We start from the raw sequence: 14,757 nt of genomic DNA on the forward strand, positions 1-14,757 counted from the left end.
GGCTTATGCCAGGGCGAGCAGAACGCCGCCGGCCGCGCAGAGGACCACCACGGCCCATGGCGGGGTTTTCCAGATCGTCAACAGGATGAAGCCAGTGAACGCCAGGGTGAAATCCCTCGGGGTGAAGATGGCGCTTGTCCAGACCGGATCATAAAGTGCGGCGCCCAGAATGCCGACAACGGCGGCATTTGCGCCGCGCATGGCGGCCTGCGCCACAAGGTGCTTGCGGAACCCTTCCCAGAAGGGCAGTGCGCCGACGAGCAGCAGCATGCCCGGCAGGAAGATCGCGACAAGGGCGACGGCCGCGCCTGCGACGCCATTGGGCTGCGGCCCCACCACCGCGCCAAGATAGGCGGCGAAGGTGAAAAGCGGGCCGGGAACGGCCTGGGTTGCGCCATAACCCGCGATGAAGGCATCTTCCGTGACCCAGCCTGTCGCGACGACTTCCGATTGCAGCAGCGGCAGCACCACATGGCCGCCGCCGAAGACCAGCGCGCCGGCGCGATAAAAGGCATCGAACAAAGAAAGGCCCTGTGACGCCGCAACTGCCGCAAGCAGCGGCAGGAGGACGAGAAGCAGGGCGAAGGTGGCGAGCGCAATGTATCCGGCGCTTTTCGGCACCCGGAAGGCAAGATGGGTGGCCTGCCGCGCCGCATCGGCACGACAGAAGACAAGCCCGGCGAGCGCGCCGACGGCAAGCGCCAGGATCTGCCCGAAGGCGCCGGCGACAAACACGACGCAGACGATGCCGGCAAGCGCGATGCTGGCCCGCTCACGATCCGGCGCAAGGCTTTTTGCCATGCCCCAGACCGCCTGCGCCACGACGGCGACGGCGACGATTTTCAGCCCATGCAGCAGGCCGGTGCCGACCGGCCCTTCGATGGAGGCAGCGACCATGGCGAAGAAAAAGAGGAGAATGGCGGATGGCAGGGTAAAGGCCGTCCAGGCCGCCAGCGCACCGAGCGGGCCTGCCCGCAGCAGCCCAAGCGCAAACCCCACCTGACTGGAAGCCGGGCCGGGAAGAAACTGGCAGAGCGCCACGAGATCGGCATAACCGGCCTCGTCGATCCATTTGCGCCGCACGACAAGTTCATCGCGAAAATAACCGAGATGGGCGATGGGGCCGCCGAAGGAGGTGACGCCGAGCTTCAGGAAGGCCGCAAAAACCTCACCGGGCGTGCCGTGTCTCTGGCTGTGCACTTCGGTCTCTATGCTTCGCGTTGACGATTTCACCAAAGAACTCCCTGCGTGCAACGGCTCGTCGTCAACACATATCAGCCTCAAAACGGTTTCGGTATCAGACACCATTATGACAGGGATATGAAGGGGCTGGCGGCATCGACGCCGAAACGTTGCGATAACATTCCGGCGTCGTCTGGCGATTATCCGGCGAAGAGCCTATCGCCCAGTCGGCAACAGGTCGGCGAAGTGCGAAATCCAGCCATTTTCATCGGTGCCGCCGGAAAAACCCGTTGCCTCCCAGATGATGTGATGCCTGTTGCTGCCGTTATGAATGGTCACCGCGGCGGCGATGGGGGTTGGGGATCGCCACGAAAAGTTGCGGTTCGCCCCGGGCTCGAGATGGCTGAGGGATTCGAGCTGGACATCGTCGAGGAAAAGCACCGTGCTCATCTGCGTCTCATAGAGGTTTTCCCATCGGGCCTGCGCCAGCGCATTCGCTGCCGCAACGAGAAGATTGCTCTCACCGACGGGATCGGCCAGGGCCGCCAGGCGCCATGCGGCGAAGATATTGGCGATATCCCCCGTGCTGAGCCCGAGGCTTGAGAGGAATTCGATGGTCTGCGCATTGCCGAAAGCATCATAGCCCGCTTCGCCGAAGGGTCGGATATGCTTGACGACGAAATTGCTGAGAAGTGGCATGTGTATCTCCTTTTTTGGACATGGGCCACCTGTTCCCGAACGTTGACGTGCGGGATCGCATGGTGGGATCTGTGGGTTGATTGGGTGCCGGATATCTCTGGCAATCGAGGGGAACGCGGCCGGCTTGCCAACCTAGCCGAAGGTGATGGCGACGCGGGCCGGCATTGCCAGAAACTCCTGCAGGCCGATGCGGGTTCTGGCGCCGCCCCGCCCGGCCGGCCATGGATCGAGGATATGAAGTTCGAGATCCTTGCCGTTCACGGTGTAGCCGTAGACGAGGTAATAGTGGTACTCCGTTCCGATCACGAAGACGCGGTTGTTATCGATCTCGTGTCTGACGATATCTGCCGTCAGGCCATTGACGAAGTGGCCGCCCGTCGTGGTGTGATCGAAGGCGTTCCACTGGCTGGAAACCAGCTTGACGACATTGCTGTTCGGATTTGCCCCGCCCTGTTCATCGATGCCGGCGGATTGATCCAGAACCTGCGCCAGCTCCCAGCGTTCCTGAACCTGCAGATCGACGGTGGCAAGCGCTTCGGTGTTGCGCCTTGCAATCTCGTATTGGGTGGCGGCGGGAAGCCCGTAATAGGCCCGCACCATCTGCTCGACGGCGGCAAAGCACCAGGCGGGGGTGTCCTGAGGCACCAAAACGGGAGGTTTGTTGACTGTCGGCATGGTCTTCTCCTTTCTGAAAATGACGTGGCATGGGGCGCTTCGATGGCGGCCGGATGCCTGTCGTTGATTTGGTGAATGTCAAAGTTTCGGCGGCCGTCCTGCCGGCATATGCACCGGCAGGACATTGCCCATGATCCCATGCCCGAGGGGACGTGTTCGGCCGGGACCATGGAAACTCTTCCTGCCGGGCCGGGACAGGAACGGCAGGCTCTCAGGGGATCAGGCGGTCTTGCTCAGATCCTGACGATAGGCCTGCAACGACGCGATTTTTGCGTCCGCAGCGGCCTCGCGTTCGGCGACGATGGCCGAGAGCTTTTCCGCGACACCCGCCAGATAAGCCGGCAGATGCTTCTCACCGATATATGAGCCCTGCAACGTGTTCAGCTTCGACCATCCTTCAGCAAAGCTGCGGTTGAAGCGGTCGGAGACGATCACCACCGCGTGCCACTGGGCGGTTTGCCTGACGAAGAACTCGTCGACGGAGCGGATGAGCTGCGCGAAGCGGTTCTTTCGCAGCGTCTCCTGCCCGGCGACATTTTCAATGCCGGTGATCTGATGCTGGGCATCATCTGCAACCGCCTGCATGAAATCGGCGAAGCCCTTGAAGAAGAAGGCGATTTCTTCAACGATTTCCTTCATGCGTTTCAGCGCCGAAATGCTGACATTGAGCGATTGCACCGCAAGCTTGATCTTGTCATCCTCGGCCTGCTTTCCCTTCAGGAGAGCGTTGATCCTGATGAGCTCGGCCGCCTGGGTACGGCGCTCCTTCTCATAGGCCTCCGCCTTGTCGATCATCTGCATCTGGATTTCGCGCAGGCTGGCCGCCTGTTGCTGCTGCTCTTCGGAGAGCTTGCCCAGCCCCTTGTCCAAAGCATCGAGCGAAGCCTGCAGGCTGGAAATAACCGTTTGCTGAGCGGCGATCTTTTCTTCCTGCGCCTTGAGTTCCGCGGCACGTGCAGCCAGACGTTTATCGAGTTCGGCAAGTTCGATGGCCTTGCTCGATTTGGGGTCGGCGCTTTCCGCGTCGTCCGCAAGCTTCGCCTTGGCGTCCTCGAGCGACTTGACATCTCCCTTCAGAGCGTCGCGTTTTTCCTCGCTCTTGCGAAGCTCGGCTTTCTTTTCGGAAAGCTCGCTCTGCTTGGCGGCCGCATCGGCCTTGCTTCCGCCGCCTGACGGGGTGCGGGAGCCGCCGCCCTGCCCCTGACCATCCGCATCCTGTCCGGCCTTGGACTGTCCCGAAAGCGCGCCGCCAACCGACGAGGCCAGCATGGAGGCGGGACCGCCCGCCACCATGGCGATGGCGGGAATTGCGCTTGAAATCATCTGCGCGCCGACCCGGACGATTGACATGACAAAAGCACGCTGCTCGGCCGTATTGGCCCGCTGCTCATATTCCCGGGCCTTCTTTTCGAATGTCGCGACCTGTTCCTTGAGATCGTTGACAAGCGATTCGAGCTGTTCCCGCCGTGCGTCCGCCTCCCGGATTTCCCGTTCCATCACCGCTTTATCGGCGAGGCGTTTGCTCAAGGCAGTTTCGCTCATATCCGTGGTTTGCGCCGTGTCCCTGATGATGGCGTCATAGGTCGCAGCAAGGGCAAGAAGCTCGTCTCGAACGCTGAGAGCCCTATCCCGGATATTCGTTGCGAGCTTTATCAGATCGTTGGAGACAAATGCCTTGATTTCGGCCTGATCGTTTTCTTCCCTGACATCGAGCCAGTCCGGGAAAAGATCGGCGATGGACAGGCCGATGCGGGTGGCTGCCTCCATCGCGTTCTTCATGACTATTTCGCTTTTCTGCTGGGACGTGATCAGCCTGTTCATGATAGCGCTGATGCGGACGCGAATATCGCCGTTTTCCTGCGGCGTGGTGTTATAGGCGATGTAAAGCAGATCGATCGCATTGTCGGTGTCGCGCTTGGCGCGCTCGACATCATAGGTCCCCTGGATCTTATCGACATAAGACCGGACAAGCGCCGTATCCGACTTGGGAAGGCTGAAATTCGGTTGCGAAACGATAGCGTCGACGCCGGCGTCGATTGCGCTGTTGATCTGGGCGGTCCGGCTTTCGAAAGTCACGACATTGTTCATTTTCATGCTCCTGTTGATGGGTGGTTACGGAGAGTCATTTTTTTGGGGGAGTGATCGTTCACGATCCGCATTGTTTCTTCGCGTCGTCCGGCAGTCCGGCCTCGGTGGAGGAAATGAACTGCGGCACGTCTTTGGTCAGGCCGTCGATCTCGGCGGACAGCCGCGTAACCTGACGTATTTTCGCGTCGTCAGGATTGACCTCGCTCGCTTCCTTCAGTGCGCTGGTGAAGTTGCCGACCTGAATGTTGAAGTCTTGAACCTTGACGTTGATGGTGGAGATCGCCGCTTTGAGCTTGGTGATTTGCTCCTCCAGAGTTTTCACCGCCTTCTGGTTTTCCGCGTGGCTCTGCTGTGCCGCCGCAAGCTGGCGGCGATTGTTTTCGAGCTGGTTGCGAACGCCTTCAAGAGCCGCCCGGGCATTGTCCAGCCGTGGCTGCGCGGTCCGGTATTCCCGCTCCGCATCATTCATCCAGCCCAGCGCCTTCACCGCGGCGTCACCGGCCTGGCAAATTCCCGGCAGGAAGAAGAGGACGCCGCTGCATATTTTTACTCGCTTGGCCTGCTCGTCCCTTTCCTTCCGGGCTTTTTCGAAGGTGGCCTGGCGCGCCTTAACGTTCTCGTTTTCGGACTGAACCAGCTCCTCGTAGCCCTTCACGCTGGTTTCGGACTGCACCACCTGCCGCTCCAGCTCGATCTGCAGGTACATGGCCTCCCCCAGCGCCTTCTCGCGGTCGGCGCTGAGCTGCTGTTGCGCCGTCAGATGGTCCATCAGGCACACGGATCGGCGGCCGAGCAGCTCGCGGCTCGCTTCCGCCTGTTCCAGTTTCGACTTGAAAGCCGCCGTCTGCTCGGCGGTGAGGGTGGCCGCGTTCGCAATGGCCGGCTGGCCCATGGAAGGGATATCGAATTCCATTGCGAAGGCCGCAAGGCCGGCAAAAACAACGTGTTTAAGTTGCATCATTTCAACCTCCTCTGGAGAATTGGGGATGAATAAAAGGCATGACGGGCTCCATGCGCCGCCCGGCATCGCTGCCGGCCCTGCCGGAGACATGGCAGTAACATTCGGATATCAGGCGGTTTCGGACGCATCGTCTGCAACGTCGTCAAGACCTAAAAAGCAACCATCAAAGATTGCATTCCGGGAAAATGGACGAAAGATTCCACATCCGACGCTTCATTAAATTATGCAATAAAAACAGCATATAACGCTATTGTCAGCGTTACTCCCGCAAACCGTTTCAAAAGGGAACACATTTTTACGCGCCCCTTAACATTCAATTTATGAGAGTATTTTTTAATACCGCTCAACAGGGCCTCGGGGGAGTGCAACAAAATGCACGCATCTTACGGAGGGGAACCTTCCGGCTGTCACGACTGCCCTGCACGGCCGTTGTCAGCGAACAGAACTCACGTTTTCGAATTCGCCATAAAGTAGCGATGCGCAAAAAACCACGGGAGAAAGGTATCCGGAAAAGCAGGCGCCCCAGCTTCAAAGACGCACCCGAGGAGGGACTTCGCCCGGCCTCGGCCGGACATGCTTCGAGAGAGGCTGGACCTACTTGCGAACCGAATCCTGAACGACGATGCCTTTGGTGATGCTGTCGCCTATCTTTGCACCCACCTATCGAACGCCTTCAAACAGGAGCAGCGCCTCGTCCGTGCGCTCGGAGACTTCGGCGCATTCGCCACCGTCATGTGCGCCGTGGGTATCGCATCGGTCCATGGCGGGCAATTTACGCTGGCGGCGGTTCAGGCAGTCGTCGTTCCACCCGGCTGGGCATCCAGCCGCAGGACACGCGCCTTGATCGACTGGCTGGAACTGGAAAATACCGCGCAGCGTCACCCGCCCGGCGGCGATAACCGTGAGCGGCCATGGTCGCTAAATGGCTGGATTATTTCGGCAATCGAGAGGCTTGCCAGCACCTATTGCGTCGCGGCCTCGCCATGGCAAACCCTCCCGGCAACGGAGACGCCTGCGGAGGAAGCCATCGGAACGGGCGCGCTGATCGACGGTGTGAGCTGGTTTCTGCGGCACGCGCAGGATTTGCCTTTTCTCTCAGAGGGAATGCGGATGTTCCTTGGGCATGCGCCTGGTTTCCTGATCCTGTTGGACCTGCTGTCCGCCGCGAAGACGGACGCGTGCGATGCGACGGGTTGCGTGTTCTCCCGCAAGGCGACGGCGCGCGCCTATGGGGTCAGCCGCGCCCATGTCACGGCCATACTCGCCAGGGCCGAGCGGTTGAACATCTTGCAAAGAAACGGACCCAGAATAGTTCTGAGCGAGCTGGCATTGCAGAACGTCCAGCGCGATCTGGCCTATCAGCTCGCCTTCGTCGTTTTATGGGCGGAAGCGGTGAGAACGTCTCCGCCGTCTGCTGATGCCCCGGAGAGCCGGTCCGGCCGGAATGGCTCCAGCAATCCGCGATAGGGCTTGGCGAGCGGCGTGGCATAAGCGCCGCGCTTGGCGGTGGACAACCCCATGGACACCAGCGATTCCGCCTGCTTGACGGCCGCCGCGACGCCATCGACAACCGGGACGCCGAATTCATCGCGCAGTTCGGCGGCAAGGTCCGCCATGCCGGCGCAGCCGAGCACGATCGCCTCCGCCCTGTCCTCTTTCAGGGCCAGCGAGATTTCCTCGCGCAGCCTTTCACGAGCGTTCGAGGCGGAATCTTCCAGCGACAGAACCGGAATATCGGCGGCGCGCACATTGCAGCGGGCGGACATGCCATAACGATGGACGAGATGTTCCAGCGGTAGCCGCGAGCGTTCCATCGTCGTGACGATGGTGAATTTCTGGGCGATGAAGGCGGTGGCGGAGACCGCCGCCTCGCAGATGCCGATAACGGGAATATCGGCGAGAGCCCGAGCGGCATCGAGCCCGGTATCGTCGAAACAGGCGATGACCGCCGCGTCGGCTCCAAGCGCCGGCGCTTTTGCCAGTTCCAGCAGCAGGCCGGGCACGGCGAAAACCTCGTCGTAATAACCTTCGATGGAGACAGGCCCCATGGAAGAGGTTACGGCCAGTATGTCCGTATCGCGGCCGGCTATCCGCGTCGCGGCGTCGGCAATGGTCGCGGTCATGGATTGCGTGGTGTTGGGATTGATAACGAGAATGCGCATTTTACGTTTCTTTATCCGCGTGAATGGCGGCGATTGAGCGTGACGATCAGGCCGAGCGTGGCCGCAATCACCAGGAAGGAAAACAGGGTTGTAACAGCACCGAGCGCATAAAGCACCGGCGTCGTGACATTGGTGGTCATGCCGTAGATTTCCAGCGGCAGCGTGTTGTAGGTGCCTGACGTCATCAATGTGCGGGCGAACTCATCATAAGAAAGCGTGAAGCCGAAGAGGCCGACGCCGATCAGGCTCGGCGCGATCATCGGCAAGACCACATGGGCGAAGGTCTGCCAGGAAGACGCGCCGAGATCGCGGGCCGCTTCCTCATAGGACGGCGAAAAGCGGTTGAAGACGGCCAGCATGATGAGCACGCCGAAAGGCAGCGTCCAGGTGAGATGCGCACCGAAGGCGGACGTATACCATGACGGCTCCAGCCCGAGCTGCTGGAACAGAACGCCGATGCCGAGCGAAATGATGATTGACGGCACCACGAGGCTTGCGACCGACAGATAGAACAACGGCGTCGCACCGATGAATTTGCGCCGGAAGGCAAGGCCCGCCAGCAGCGAAACCAGCACGGTAACGGCCATGACCATCAGCCCGAGAGCGAAGGAACGGCGGAAGGAGCCGCCGAAATCGCCGACGGCCTGCTGTTCGAAGAGATTGCCGAACCAGTGCAGCGAAACGCCGTTCAGCGGGAAAGTCAGGCCGCCATTCGGCCCCTGAAAGGCGAGGATGAGGATGGCCGACAACGGACCGTAAAGGAACAGCACGAAGAGGGCGAAAAAGAAGGCGAGGATGTAGAATTCGCGGCCGCGTTTTTCCTGATGCATGGGATCAAAGCTCCTTGCGGATATCGACGATGCGCAGGATGCCCGCGACCATCAGAAGAACGAGGATGAGCAGGATGACGGCGTTCGCAGCGGCGGCCGGATATTGCAGCAGCGACATCTGGTTCTTCATCATCAGCGCCACCGAGGCGCTCTGGCCGCCGGACATGACCTGAACGGTGGAGAAATCGGCCATGACCAGCGTGACGACGAAGATGCTGCCGATGGCCATGCCGGGCTTGGCAAGCGGAATGATGACGTTACTGAGCGTCTGCCAGCCCGTCGCGCCGGCGTCCCGCGCCGCCTCGATCAGCGATTTGTCGATGCGCATCAGCGTGTTGAAGATCGGCGTGACCATGAACAGCGTATAAAGATGCGCCATGGCGAGCACCACGGCGAAATCCGAATAAAGCAGCCATTCGATCGGTTCGGGAATGATGCCGGTGCCGACCAGGGCGCTGTTGACGAGGCCGTTTCGCCCCAGCACCGGAATCCAGGAAATCATGCGGATGATGTTCGACGTCAGGAAGGGCACGGTGCAGACGAGGAAGAGCACCATCTGCATGGTGGTGGTGCGGATGTGGAAGGCAAGGAAATAGGCGACCCAGAAACCGCAGAACAGCGTGATCGCCCAGACCATGGCGGCATATTTCAGGGTGTTGAGATAGGTCTGCCAGGTGACCGAGGAGCCGAGCGTTTCCAGATAGTTGAACGTCACGAAATCCGGATACATCTGGGCGAAATCGTAATCCCAGAAGCTGACGACGGCGATCATGAGGATCGGCAGAGCCAGGAAAAAGCCGAGGATCAGCAAAAGCGGCGCGGCCTGAACATAGGACACAAGCTTTTGCGGCAACGCGAAGCTGCGGGGCGGCCTGTTCTTTTTATCGCTGACGCCGATGAGTCTGACCGTCACCATCATGAAGCCTTTCGCTGTTTGTGGGCAGGCACCGGCGGCATTGACCGCCGGCGCCGTCTTTTCAGGACATCAGGCCGCGATGAATTCGTTCCAGCGGCGGACCATGTAGCGGTCTTCATCCATGACGGAATTCCAGCACGCGACCTTGCCCATGCGTTCCTCGAAGGAGCCGCCATCGCGCACCGCGCCGGCCTTTTCCATGACCTTGCCGTCGGGCGCGATGATATCGCCCTGCGCCGGCTTGCCTTCGACCCAGTAGCCCCACTCGTCGGCGGTCATGTGCTCCTTGGCCGTTTCCATGGCGGCGGAATAATAACCCTGACGGTTGAGGTAAGCGCCGACCCAGCCCGAGGTGTACCAGTTGATATATTCATAGGCCGCATCGAGTTTCGCGCCAGAGAGGTGCTTGGCAAGCCCGAGACCGCCGCCCCAGGACCGATAACCTTCCTTCAGCGGCTGATATTTGCAGGCGATGCCCTTGGAACGGACCGCCGCGACGGCGGGCGACCACATGGACTGGATGATGACTTCGCCCGAGGCCATGAGGTTGACGCTTTCGTCGAAGCTCTTCCAGAAGGCGCGGAACTGGCCGTCCTTCTTCGCCTTGATGAGGAAGTCGATGGTCTTGTCGATCTCCTCCTTGGTCATGTTGCCCTTGTCGGCATATTTGATGTTGCCCATGGCTTCCATGATCATCGCCGCATCCATGATGCCGATGGAGGGGATGTTGAGAATGGAGGTCTTGCCCTTGAACTTCGGGTCCATGATATCGGCCCAGCTGGAGATATCGCGGCCGACGAGATCGGGGCGGATGCCGAGCGTATCGGCATTGTAGATGGTCGGGACCATGGTGAAATAATCGGTCTCGCCCTTGGCAAATGTCTTGTCGCCGGGCTTTTCGACGAAACCAACGGTGTGCGGGGCCGTGCCCTGCGCCACGACGCTGTCCGGCTTCAGCTTGCCGTTTTTGAACAGCGGCACGATCTTGTCGTAATATTTCAGCTTCTTGATTTCCATCGGCTGGATGACGCCGGCCGGATAGACCTTCTTCAGAATCCAGTATTCGATATCGGCGATGTCGTAGGAATTCGGCTGGGTGACGGCGCGCTGGGCGGCGGCGTCGGAATCCGTCGCCGTCATTTCGAGCGTGATGCCGAGATCGGCCTTGCACTTTTCGGCAATGGCGTTGAGGTTCGACACACCGGTGCCGAACTGGCGGATGGTGATCGGGTTCTGCGCCCAGATGGTCGGGAAGCCGGTAATGAGGCCGGAGCCGATCGCCGCACCCGTCGCCGCCGCACCGGCCTTGAGAAGGCCGCGGCGGGAAAGGCCTGTTTTGATCTTGGAGGTATCGGTCATTTCAAAGTTCTCCTCTGGTTATTTTTGGGGTCACTTCTCTACCCGGCCGAGCACGATGGCATCGGCCGCATTCCATGAAAGCGGTATGGCGTCGCCGGTCCTGACCGGATTTTCGAAGAAGGCGGCATCGCTGAGGATGACGTTGAAATCCTCGATGCCCGCGCCGGTTACGGCGATCTTCACGCTTGCGCCGCGATATTCGACATTCGAGACGATGCCGGTGAAACCGAGGCCCGGCTGGTCTGCTTCACCGACGCGGACGCGGTCGGTGCGCACGGCGATATCGACCGCGCCGTCATCCGGGGCGACGCCGCTTGCCGTGAAAGTGCCGCCGCCCGCCACTTCGAGCGTGACGAGATCGTCCGTTTTTTCCCGGTAACGCCCGGAAATGACATTGTGGTCGCCCATGAAGCGGGCAACGAAAGCGGTGGCGGGACGCTCGAACACCTCGCGCGGCGTGGCCGCCTGTTCGATGCGGCCGTCATTCATGACGACGATGATATCGGCCAGCGCCATGGCCTCTTCCTGGCTGTGGGTGACGTGAACGAAGGTAATGCCGAGCGAGGTCTGCAGCTTCTTCAGCTCGGCGCGCATGCGGATCTTGAGGAACGGGTCGAGCGCCGAAAGCGGCTCGTCCAGCAGCAGCGCCTCGGGATCGGTAATCAGCGCACGCGCCAGCGCCACGCGCTGCTGCTGCCCGCCGGAAAGCTGGGCCGGACGGCGGCTGGCATAGGGTTCGAGCTGCATCAGCCGCAGCATCTCGAGCGCCTTCGCCCGGCGGCTTTCCTTGTCCACGCCCTTCATCTTGAGGCTGAAGGCGACATTGTCGACGAGATCGAGATGCGGAAACAGCGCATAGGACTGGAACATCATCGCCGTGCCGCGCCGGGCGGGCGGCAGATCGGTGACGACTGTATTGCCTAGCCGGACATCGCCGCTGGAGATGCTTTCGTGGCCGGCAATCATCCGCAATGTCGAGGTCTTGCCGCAGCCCGACGGGCCGAGCAGGCAGCAATAACTCCCGGCCGGAATCTTCAGGCTTATCGCATGCACGGCGGTGGTGTTGCCGTAAATCTTGGATACGGACGCGATGTCGATTGCTGCGGCTTTGCTCATAAACACTCTCCTGCGACGTCTTTGTCATGCAGGAGGCGTGCCAATCGGCTTAGCCATTGATGTAAAATGATATTTTTCTGCGCTTTGGAGACCCTTGCGCGGACCTGCCCAATTTTACAGCGATTGTTTTCGATTCATTGCAGAAATTGTATGCAATCTGAAAACCCGAAATGTCCCGCGCTTCACCCGGCCTTGAACCGGTCGAAAGCGGTGAGATATTTGACGGTGGGATCGGCGTCCCAGCGGTAGATTTCGGTCCGCAGGAAATGCAGCTCCTCTTCGAGCTTTTCCTCCGGCAGTTCCACCCACCAGGATTTCGGCCGGCCATCGGAGCCGTCCGACCAGCGATAGCCACGCTTTTTCAAGTGGTCCTTCATGTCGAACGGGCTGTTTTCCGCGTAGAGGCGCACCCTTGAGCGCCGGCTCGCGTCATGGAGTTCGGCAAAGGGCGTGCTGCTCTGGCCGGGGCGCGTCTGCTCCAGCACCTCCAGCAGGGCGAAACAATCGTCCACCGCGCGATGGCCATCGTGGAAATAGCCGGATTGCCCGATCAGATAACCGAGCTTGTTGCCCTCGAAACCACGCGCGCGCCAGTCTATTTCCGAAACGGAGCAGGCCCACGCCTTGTCCCTGAAGATCGGCGAGAAGGCCTCGCAAAAGGGGCGGTCGAAACCGGCATTGTGGGCGATGATCAGATCGGCATGGGCAATGAGGGAGGTCAGCCGGTCCATGTCTATCGACTGTCCCGCGACCATCTCGTCGGTAATACCGGTCAGGCGGGTGATTTCTTCGGGAATGGCGATACCCGGCTGCCGCAACCCGCCATAGATGCCGGTGACATCGCCGATTGCGCCACTATCGTCGAATGTGAAGGCGATGACGCCTATTTCGATGATCTCGTCGGTGCGATGGTCGAGACCCGTCGTTTCCGTATCGAGGATCACGCCCTGACGGGCAAATTCCGGCCTTGGCCGATCAACGACCGCGCGCGGTTGCAGCCGCCGCAGGACACGATAATTACCGGTGGATTGAAGATATGCGGCAAGGGCCTCATCGTCCGTACCGGTCTTTTGGGCCGTTTCGCGACCACTCGCTTTTCGCCCTCTTTCAGCCTGCGGAAGCCGCGCTGCCGCGGGTGCAAAAAAATCCAACTGGGAGGTCATTATGCGCCTGTCCGCCTTGCCCGGAAATCAAGATTGAGTATTCCAGCATATGCGCACAGGCTCACGGTAACAACAGCGGTCGCTCTCATCCACAGAAACGGCATATCTCACGGGGTACAGTTAAGGGTTGCGGCTTCAATTTACGATGGTAAAAAAAGCGCACCGTTCCCGTTTTTCAGGAGAGAAGAAGAATGCCGCTTCCATCGCCTTCCAACCCGAAAACGCTCGCTGACCAGAGCCGGCTGAAGCTGTTTCCGCTGCAAAGCGGGCCGCATTTCGCCAATGCAGGCCTCACCAACGGGGCAAGCGGCATTGTCTTTACGGGCTATACGCGCGATGCGAGCCTCGACAATGAAGCCTTCTCCTGCTGCGGCAGTTACACCCTGCGCAATTCCGTCCACGCCGCGATTGCCGGCACAACAAGCGACAATTGCACGGTCTTTGCCCTGAAGAGCATCATCAACCAGCGCCCGTGCCTGGCGGTCGGGAAGTTCGACCCGGATGGCAAGCCGCTGGCATTGTCGACGTCGGAATTCGAAGAGGTCACCAAACCCCTGTTCCAGTTCGCGGACAAGGTTTCGCCGATCCTCGGCAGCGAGCCCGCGCCGGGCATCCAGATCCGCAGCGGCGACGCCTCCTATAATTATCAGGTGGACGCACGCAGCGGCCGCTTCCGCTTCACCTATAAGGATGCCATGAACGGCGGTCGTTTCGGACCTTCGGCCGATGGCAATTTTTCCCTGGAACATGACGGCCATCGCCTCGCCAGAATAAGCGCCGGCGGCAGCTATAGCAGCTCGGACAATTCGATTGCCGCCTCGGCCTATCGCGACCTCGAATCCCGCGGTTTCGAAACGACGGTGCGCAGCGGCCAGGCTTCCGCCATGTTCGGAAGAACCTACACGGAAAACGCCATTACCCGCAAAATCGGCGTCGGTTACGGCGACACCTCGTTCCGGCGCGAGGATACGCCGGGAGGAACGATCAAGGAAACCCTTGGGCACAAGATGGATAAGGTCACGCTCGAAGTCTCCCGCACGCGCGACCGGGCGAAGGGCACCGAATATATGCTGACGATCAAGATGGAGCTTTGAGGCTTCGGGAAGCGGAGCGGCCGCGACAGCAGTTCCTCAGGTGGCCTGGCTGTCGAGAAGGTTTTCGCAATTGGCCGGATTGCCGATGATCTCGCTTGTCCTGATGATGGAGGCGGCATCTGCGGTTATCTTGATGATGCAGTCGCTGCGATGTTCCTTGATCTTCATGCCCTCGGTTTCCGAGACCTGCGGCTGCCCGTCGACGGTCTTGATTTCGCGCCTGTTGCTGAGGCCGGCATAGGTCTCCTTATCGACTTTCAGCCAGTAGGATTCGGTTTCGCCGTTTTCGATGATGACCTTGTTCGGACGGCCGAGTCGGGCGACTGCGGCCTCGCGCGGTTGCCCGACGAAACCGGCGACAGTGCGGGAAATCTCCGTCTCGCCGGCGCTGGTGCACGCCGCAACGACGACCAGCACGGCCGCCAGACATCCTCTTTCAAGCCATCTCATTTCCAGATCATTCCCTACAAAACGTCACCGGCCCCGGCTCTCGGCCGGCGTCCGGGGCAAAT

General features: G+C 60.3%; 14 protein-coding genes. 2 read left to right on the plus strand and 12 right to left on the minus strand.

Annotated features, from left to right (window positions below):
* Nucleotides 1-3: 3 nt before the first annotated feature.
* From chrA to FGF54_RS15130, 5 genes are all read right to left on the minus strand, one after another.
* The gene (gene chrA, locus FGF54_RS15110; RefSeq protein WP_142780269.1) at nt 4-1,233 is read right to left on the minus strand and encodes a chromate efflux transporter; all 1,230 of its coding nucleotides are present in this window, start codon (nt 1,231-1,233) and stop codon (nt 4-6) included.
* A 165-nt stretch (nt 1,234-1,398) separates the two neighbouring features.
* Entirely contained in the window at nt 1,399-1,881 is a 483-nt protein-coding gene (locus FGF54_RS15115) for a hypothetical protein (RefSeq protein WP_059758764.1), read from the minus strand.
* A 132-nt stretch (nt 1,882-2,013) separates the two neighbouring features.
* Entirely contained in the window at nt 2,014-2,556 is a 543-nt protein-coding gene (locus FGF54_RS15120) for a hypothetical protein (RefSeq protein ID WP_142780270.1), read from the minus strand.
* A gap of 219 nt (nt 2,557-2,775) precedes the next feature.
* Nucleotides 2,776-4,644: a tyrosyl-tRNA deacylase gene (locus tag FGF54_RS15125; protein WP_142780271.1), complete on the minus strand. Its 1,869-nt coding sequence runs from the start codon at nt 4,642-4,644 to the stop codon at nt 2,776-2,778.
* 58 nt (nt 4,645-4,702) lie between these two features.
* Nucleotides 4,703-5,671: a hypothetical protein gene (locus tag FGF54_RS15130; protein ID WP_246666989.1), complete on the minus strand. Its 969-nt coding sequence runs from the start codon at nt 5,669-5,671 to the stop codon at nt 4,703-4,705.
* A 774-nt stretch (nt 5,672-6,445) separates the two neighbouring features.
* Here FGF54_RS15130 and FGF54_RS15135 point away from each other — a divergent pair.
* Nucleotides 6,446-7,072, plus strand: coding sequence for a hypothetical protein (locus FGF54_RS15135; protein ID WP_142780272.1), 627 nt, complete (start codon nt 6,446-6,448; stop codon nt 7,070-7,072).
* On the opposite strand, the gene FGF54_RS15140 is transcribed toward FGF54_RS15135, so the two are convergent.
* The 6 genes from FGF54_RS15140 to FGF54_RS15165 all read right to left on the minus strand — a co-directional run bounded on the left by FGF54_RS15140 (nt 6,964) and on the right by FGF54_RS15165 (nt 13,151).
* A complete protein-coding gene (locus tag FGF54_RS15140; protein ID WP_142780273.1) occupies nt 6,964-7,767 on the minus strand; it encodes an aspartate/glutamate racemase family protein in 804 nt (267 codons plus the stop codon). The genes FGF54_RS15135 and FGF54_RS15140 overlap by 109 nt on opposite strands.
* Nucleotides 7,768-7,778: 11 nt before the next feature.
* Nucleotides 7,779-8,597 (minus strand): ABC transporter permease, encoded by an 819-nt coding sequence (locus FGF54_RS15145; RefSeq protein ID WP_004432890.1) that lies wholly within the window; start codon nt 8,595-8,597, stop codon nt 7,779-7,781.
* A gap of 4 nt (nt 8,598-8,601) precedes the next feature.
* Complete coding sequence (locus FGF54_RS15150; RefSeq protein ID WP_142781541.1) at nt 8,602-9,513, minus strand: ABC transporter permease; 912 nt, start codon at nt 9,511-9,513, stop codon at nt 8,602-8,604.
* 69 nt (nt 9,514-9,582) lie between these two features.
* Nucleotides 9,583-10,872: a PotD/PotF family extracellular solute-binding protein gene (locus tag FGF54_RS15155; RefSeq protein WP_142780274.1), complete on the minus strand. Its 1,290-nt coding sequence runs from the start codon at nt 10,870-10,872 to the stop codon at nt 9,583-9,585.
* 30 nt (nt 10,873-10,902) lie between these two features.
* Entirely contained in the window at nt 10,903-11,988 is a 1,086-nt protein-coding gene (locus FGF54_RS15160) for an ABC transporter ATP-binding protein (protein ID WP_059758744.1), read from the minus strand.
* A gap of 182 nt (nt 11,989-12,170) precedes the next feature.
* Complete coding sequence (locus FGF54_RS15165; protein ID WP_142780275.1) at nt 12,171-13,151, minus strand: 3'-5' exonuclease; 981 nt, start codon at nt 13,149-13,151, stop codon at nt 12,171-12,173.
* 191 nt (nt 13,152-13,342) lie between these two features.
* Between FGF54_RS15165 and FGF54_RS15170 the strand changes: the two genes are divergently transcribed.
* Nucleotides 13,343-14,245, plus strand: a complete 903-nt coding sequence (locus FGF54_RS15170; protein ID WP_142780276.1) for a hypothetical protein — start codon at nt 13,343-13,345, stop codon at nt 14,243-14,245.
* Between the two features lie 36 nt (nt 14,246-14,281).
* Here FGF54_RS15170 and FGF54_RS15175 read toward each other — a convergent pair whose 3' ends face one another.
* Nucleotides 14,282-14,695: a hypothetical protein gene (locus FGF54_RS15175; protein WP_142780277.1), complete on the minus strand. Its 414-nt coding sequence runs from the start codon at nt 14,693-14,695 to the stop codon at nt 14,282-14,284.
* Between the last annotated feature and the right edge of the window lie 62 nt (nt 14,696-14,757).

Origin of the sequence: Agrobacterium sp. T29 (genome assembly GCF_006970545.1) — a bacterium.
In the GTDB taxonomy this organism is placed as follows: domain Bacteria; phylum Pseudomonadota; class Alphaproteobacteria; order Rhizobiales; family Rhizobiaceae; genus Agrobacterium; species Agrobacterium leguminum.

Bases quoted from the DNA above. Each gene is read 5' to 3' on its own strand.
- FGF54_RS15130 (WP_246666989.1), bottom strand. From the start codon at position 5,671: ATGCCGGGCGGCGCATGGAGCCCGTCATGCCTTTTATTCATCCCCAAT.
- FGF54_RS15115 (WP_059758764.1), bottom strand. From the start codon at position 1,881: ATGCCACTTCTCAGCAATTTCGTCGTCAAGCATATCCGACCCTTCGGC.
- FGF54_RS15160 (WP_059758744.1), bottom strand. From the start codon at position 11,988: ATGAGCAAAGCCGCAGCAATCGACATCGCGTCCGTATCCAAGATTTAC.
- FGF54_RS15165 (WP_142780275.1), bottom strand. From the start codon at position 13,151: ATGACCTCCCAGTTGGATTTTTTTGCACCCGCGGCAGCGCGGCTTCCG.
- FGF54_RS15175 (WP_142780277.1), bottom strand. From the start codon at position 14,695: ATGAGATGGCTTGAAAGAGGATGTCTGGCGGCCGTGCTGGTCGTCGTT.
- FGF54_RS15145 (WP_004432890.1), bottom strand. From the start codon at position 8,597: ATGCATCAGGAAAAACGCGGCCGCGAATTCTACATCCTCGCCTTCTTT.
- FGF54_RS15155 (WP_142780274.1), bottom strand. From the start codon at position 10,872: ATGACCGATACCTCCAAGATCAAAACAGGCCTTTCCCGCCGCGGCCTT.
- FGF54_RS15150 (WP_142781541.1), bottom strand. From the start codon at position 9,513: ATGGTGACGGTCAGACTCATCGGCGTCAGCGATAAAAAGAACAGGCCG.
- FGF54_RS15125 (WP_142780271.1), bottom strand. From the start codon at position 4,644: ATGAACAATGTCGTGACTTTCGAAAGCCGGACCGCCCAGATCAACAGC.
- FGF54_RS15120 (WP_142780270.1), bottom strand. From the start codon at position 2,556: ATGCCGACAGTCAACAAACCTCCCGTTTTGGTGCCTCAGGACACCCCC.
- FGF54_RS15140 (WP_142780273.1), bottom strand. From the start codon at position 7,767: ATGCGCATTCTCGTTATCAATCCCAACACCACGCAATCCATGACCGCG.
- FGF54_RS15170 (WP_142780276.1), top strand. From the start codon at position 13,343: ATGCCGCTTCCATCGCCTTCCAACCCGAAAACGCTCGCTGACCAGAGC.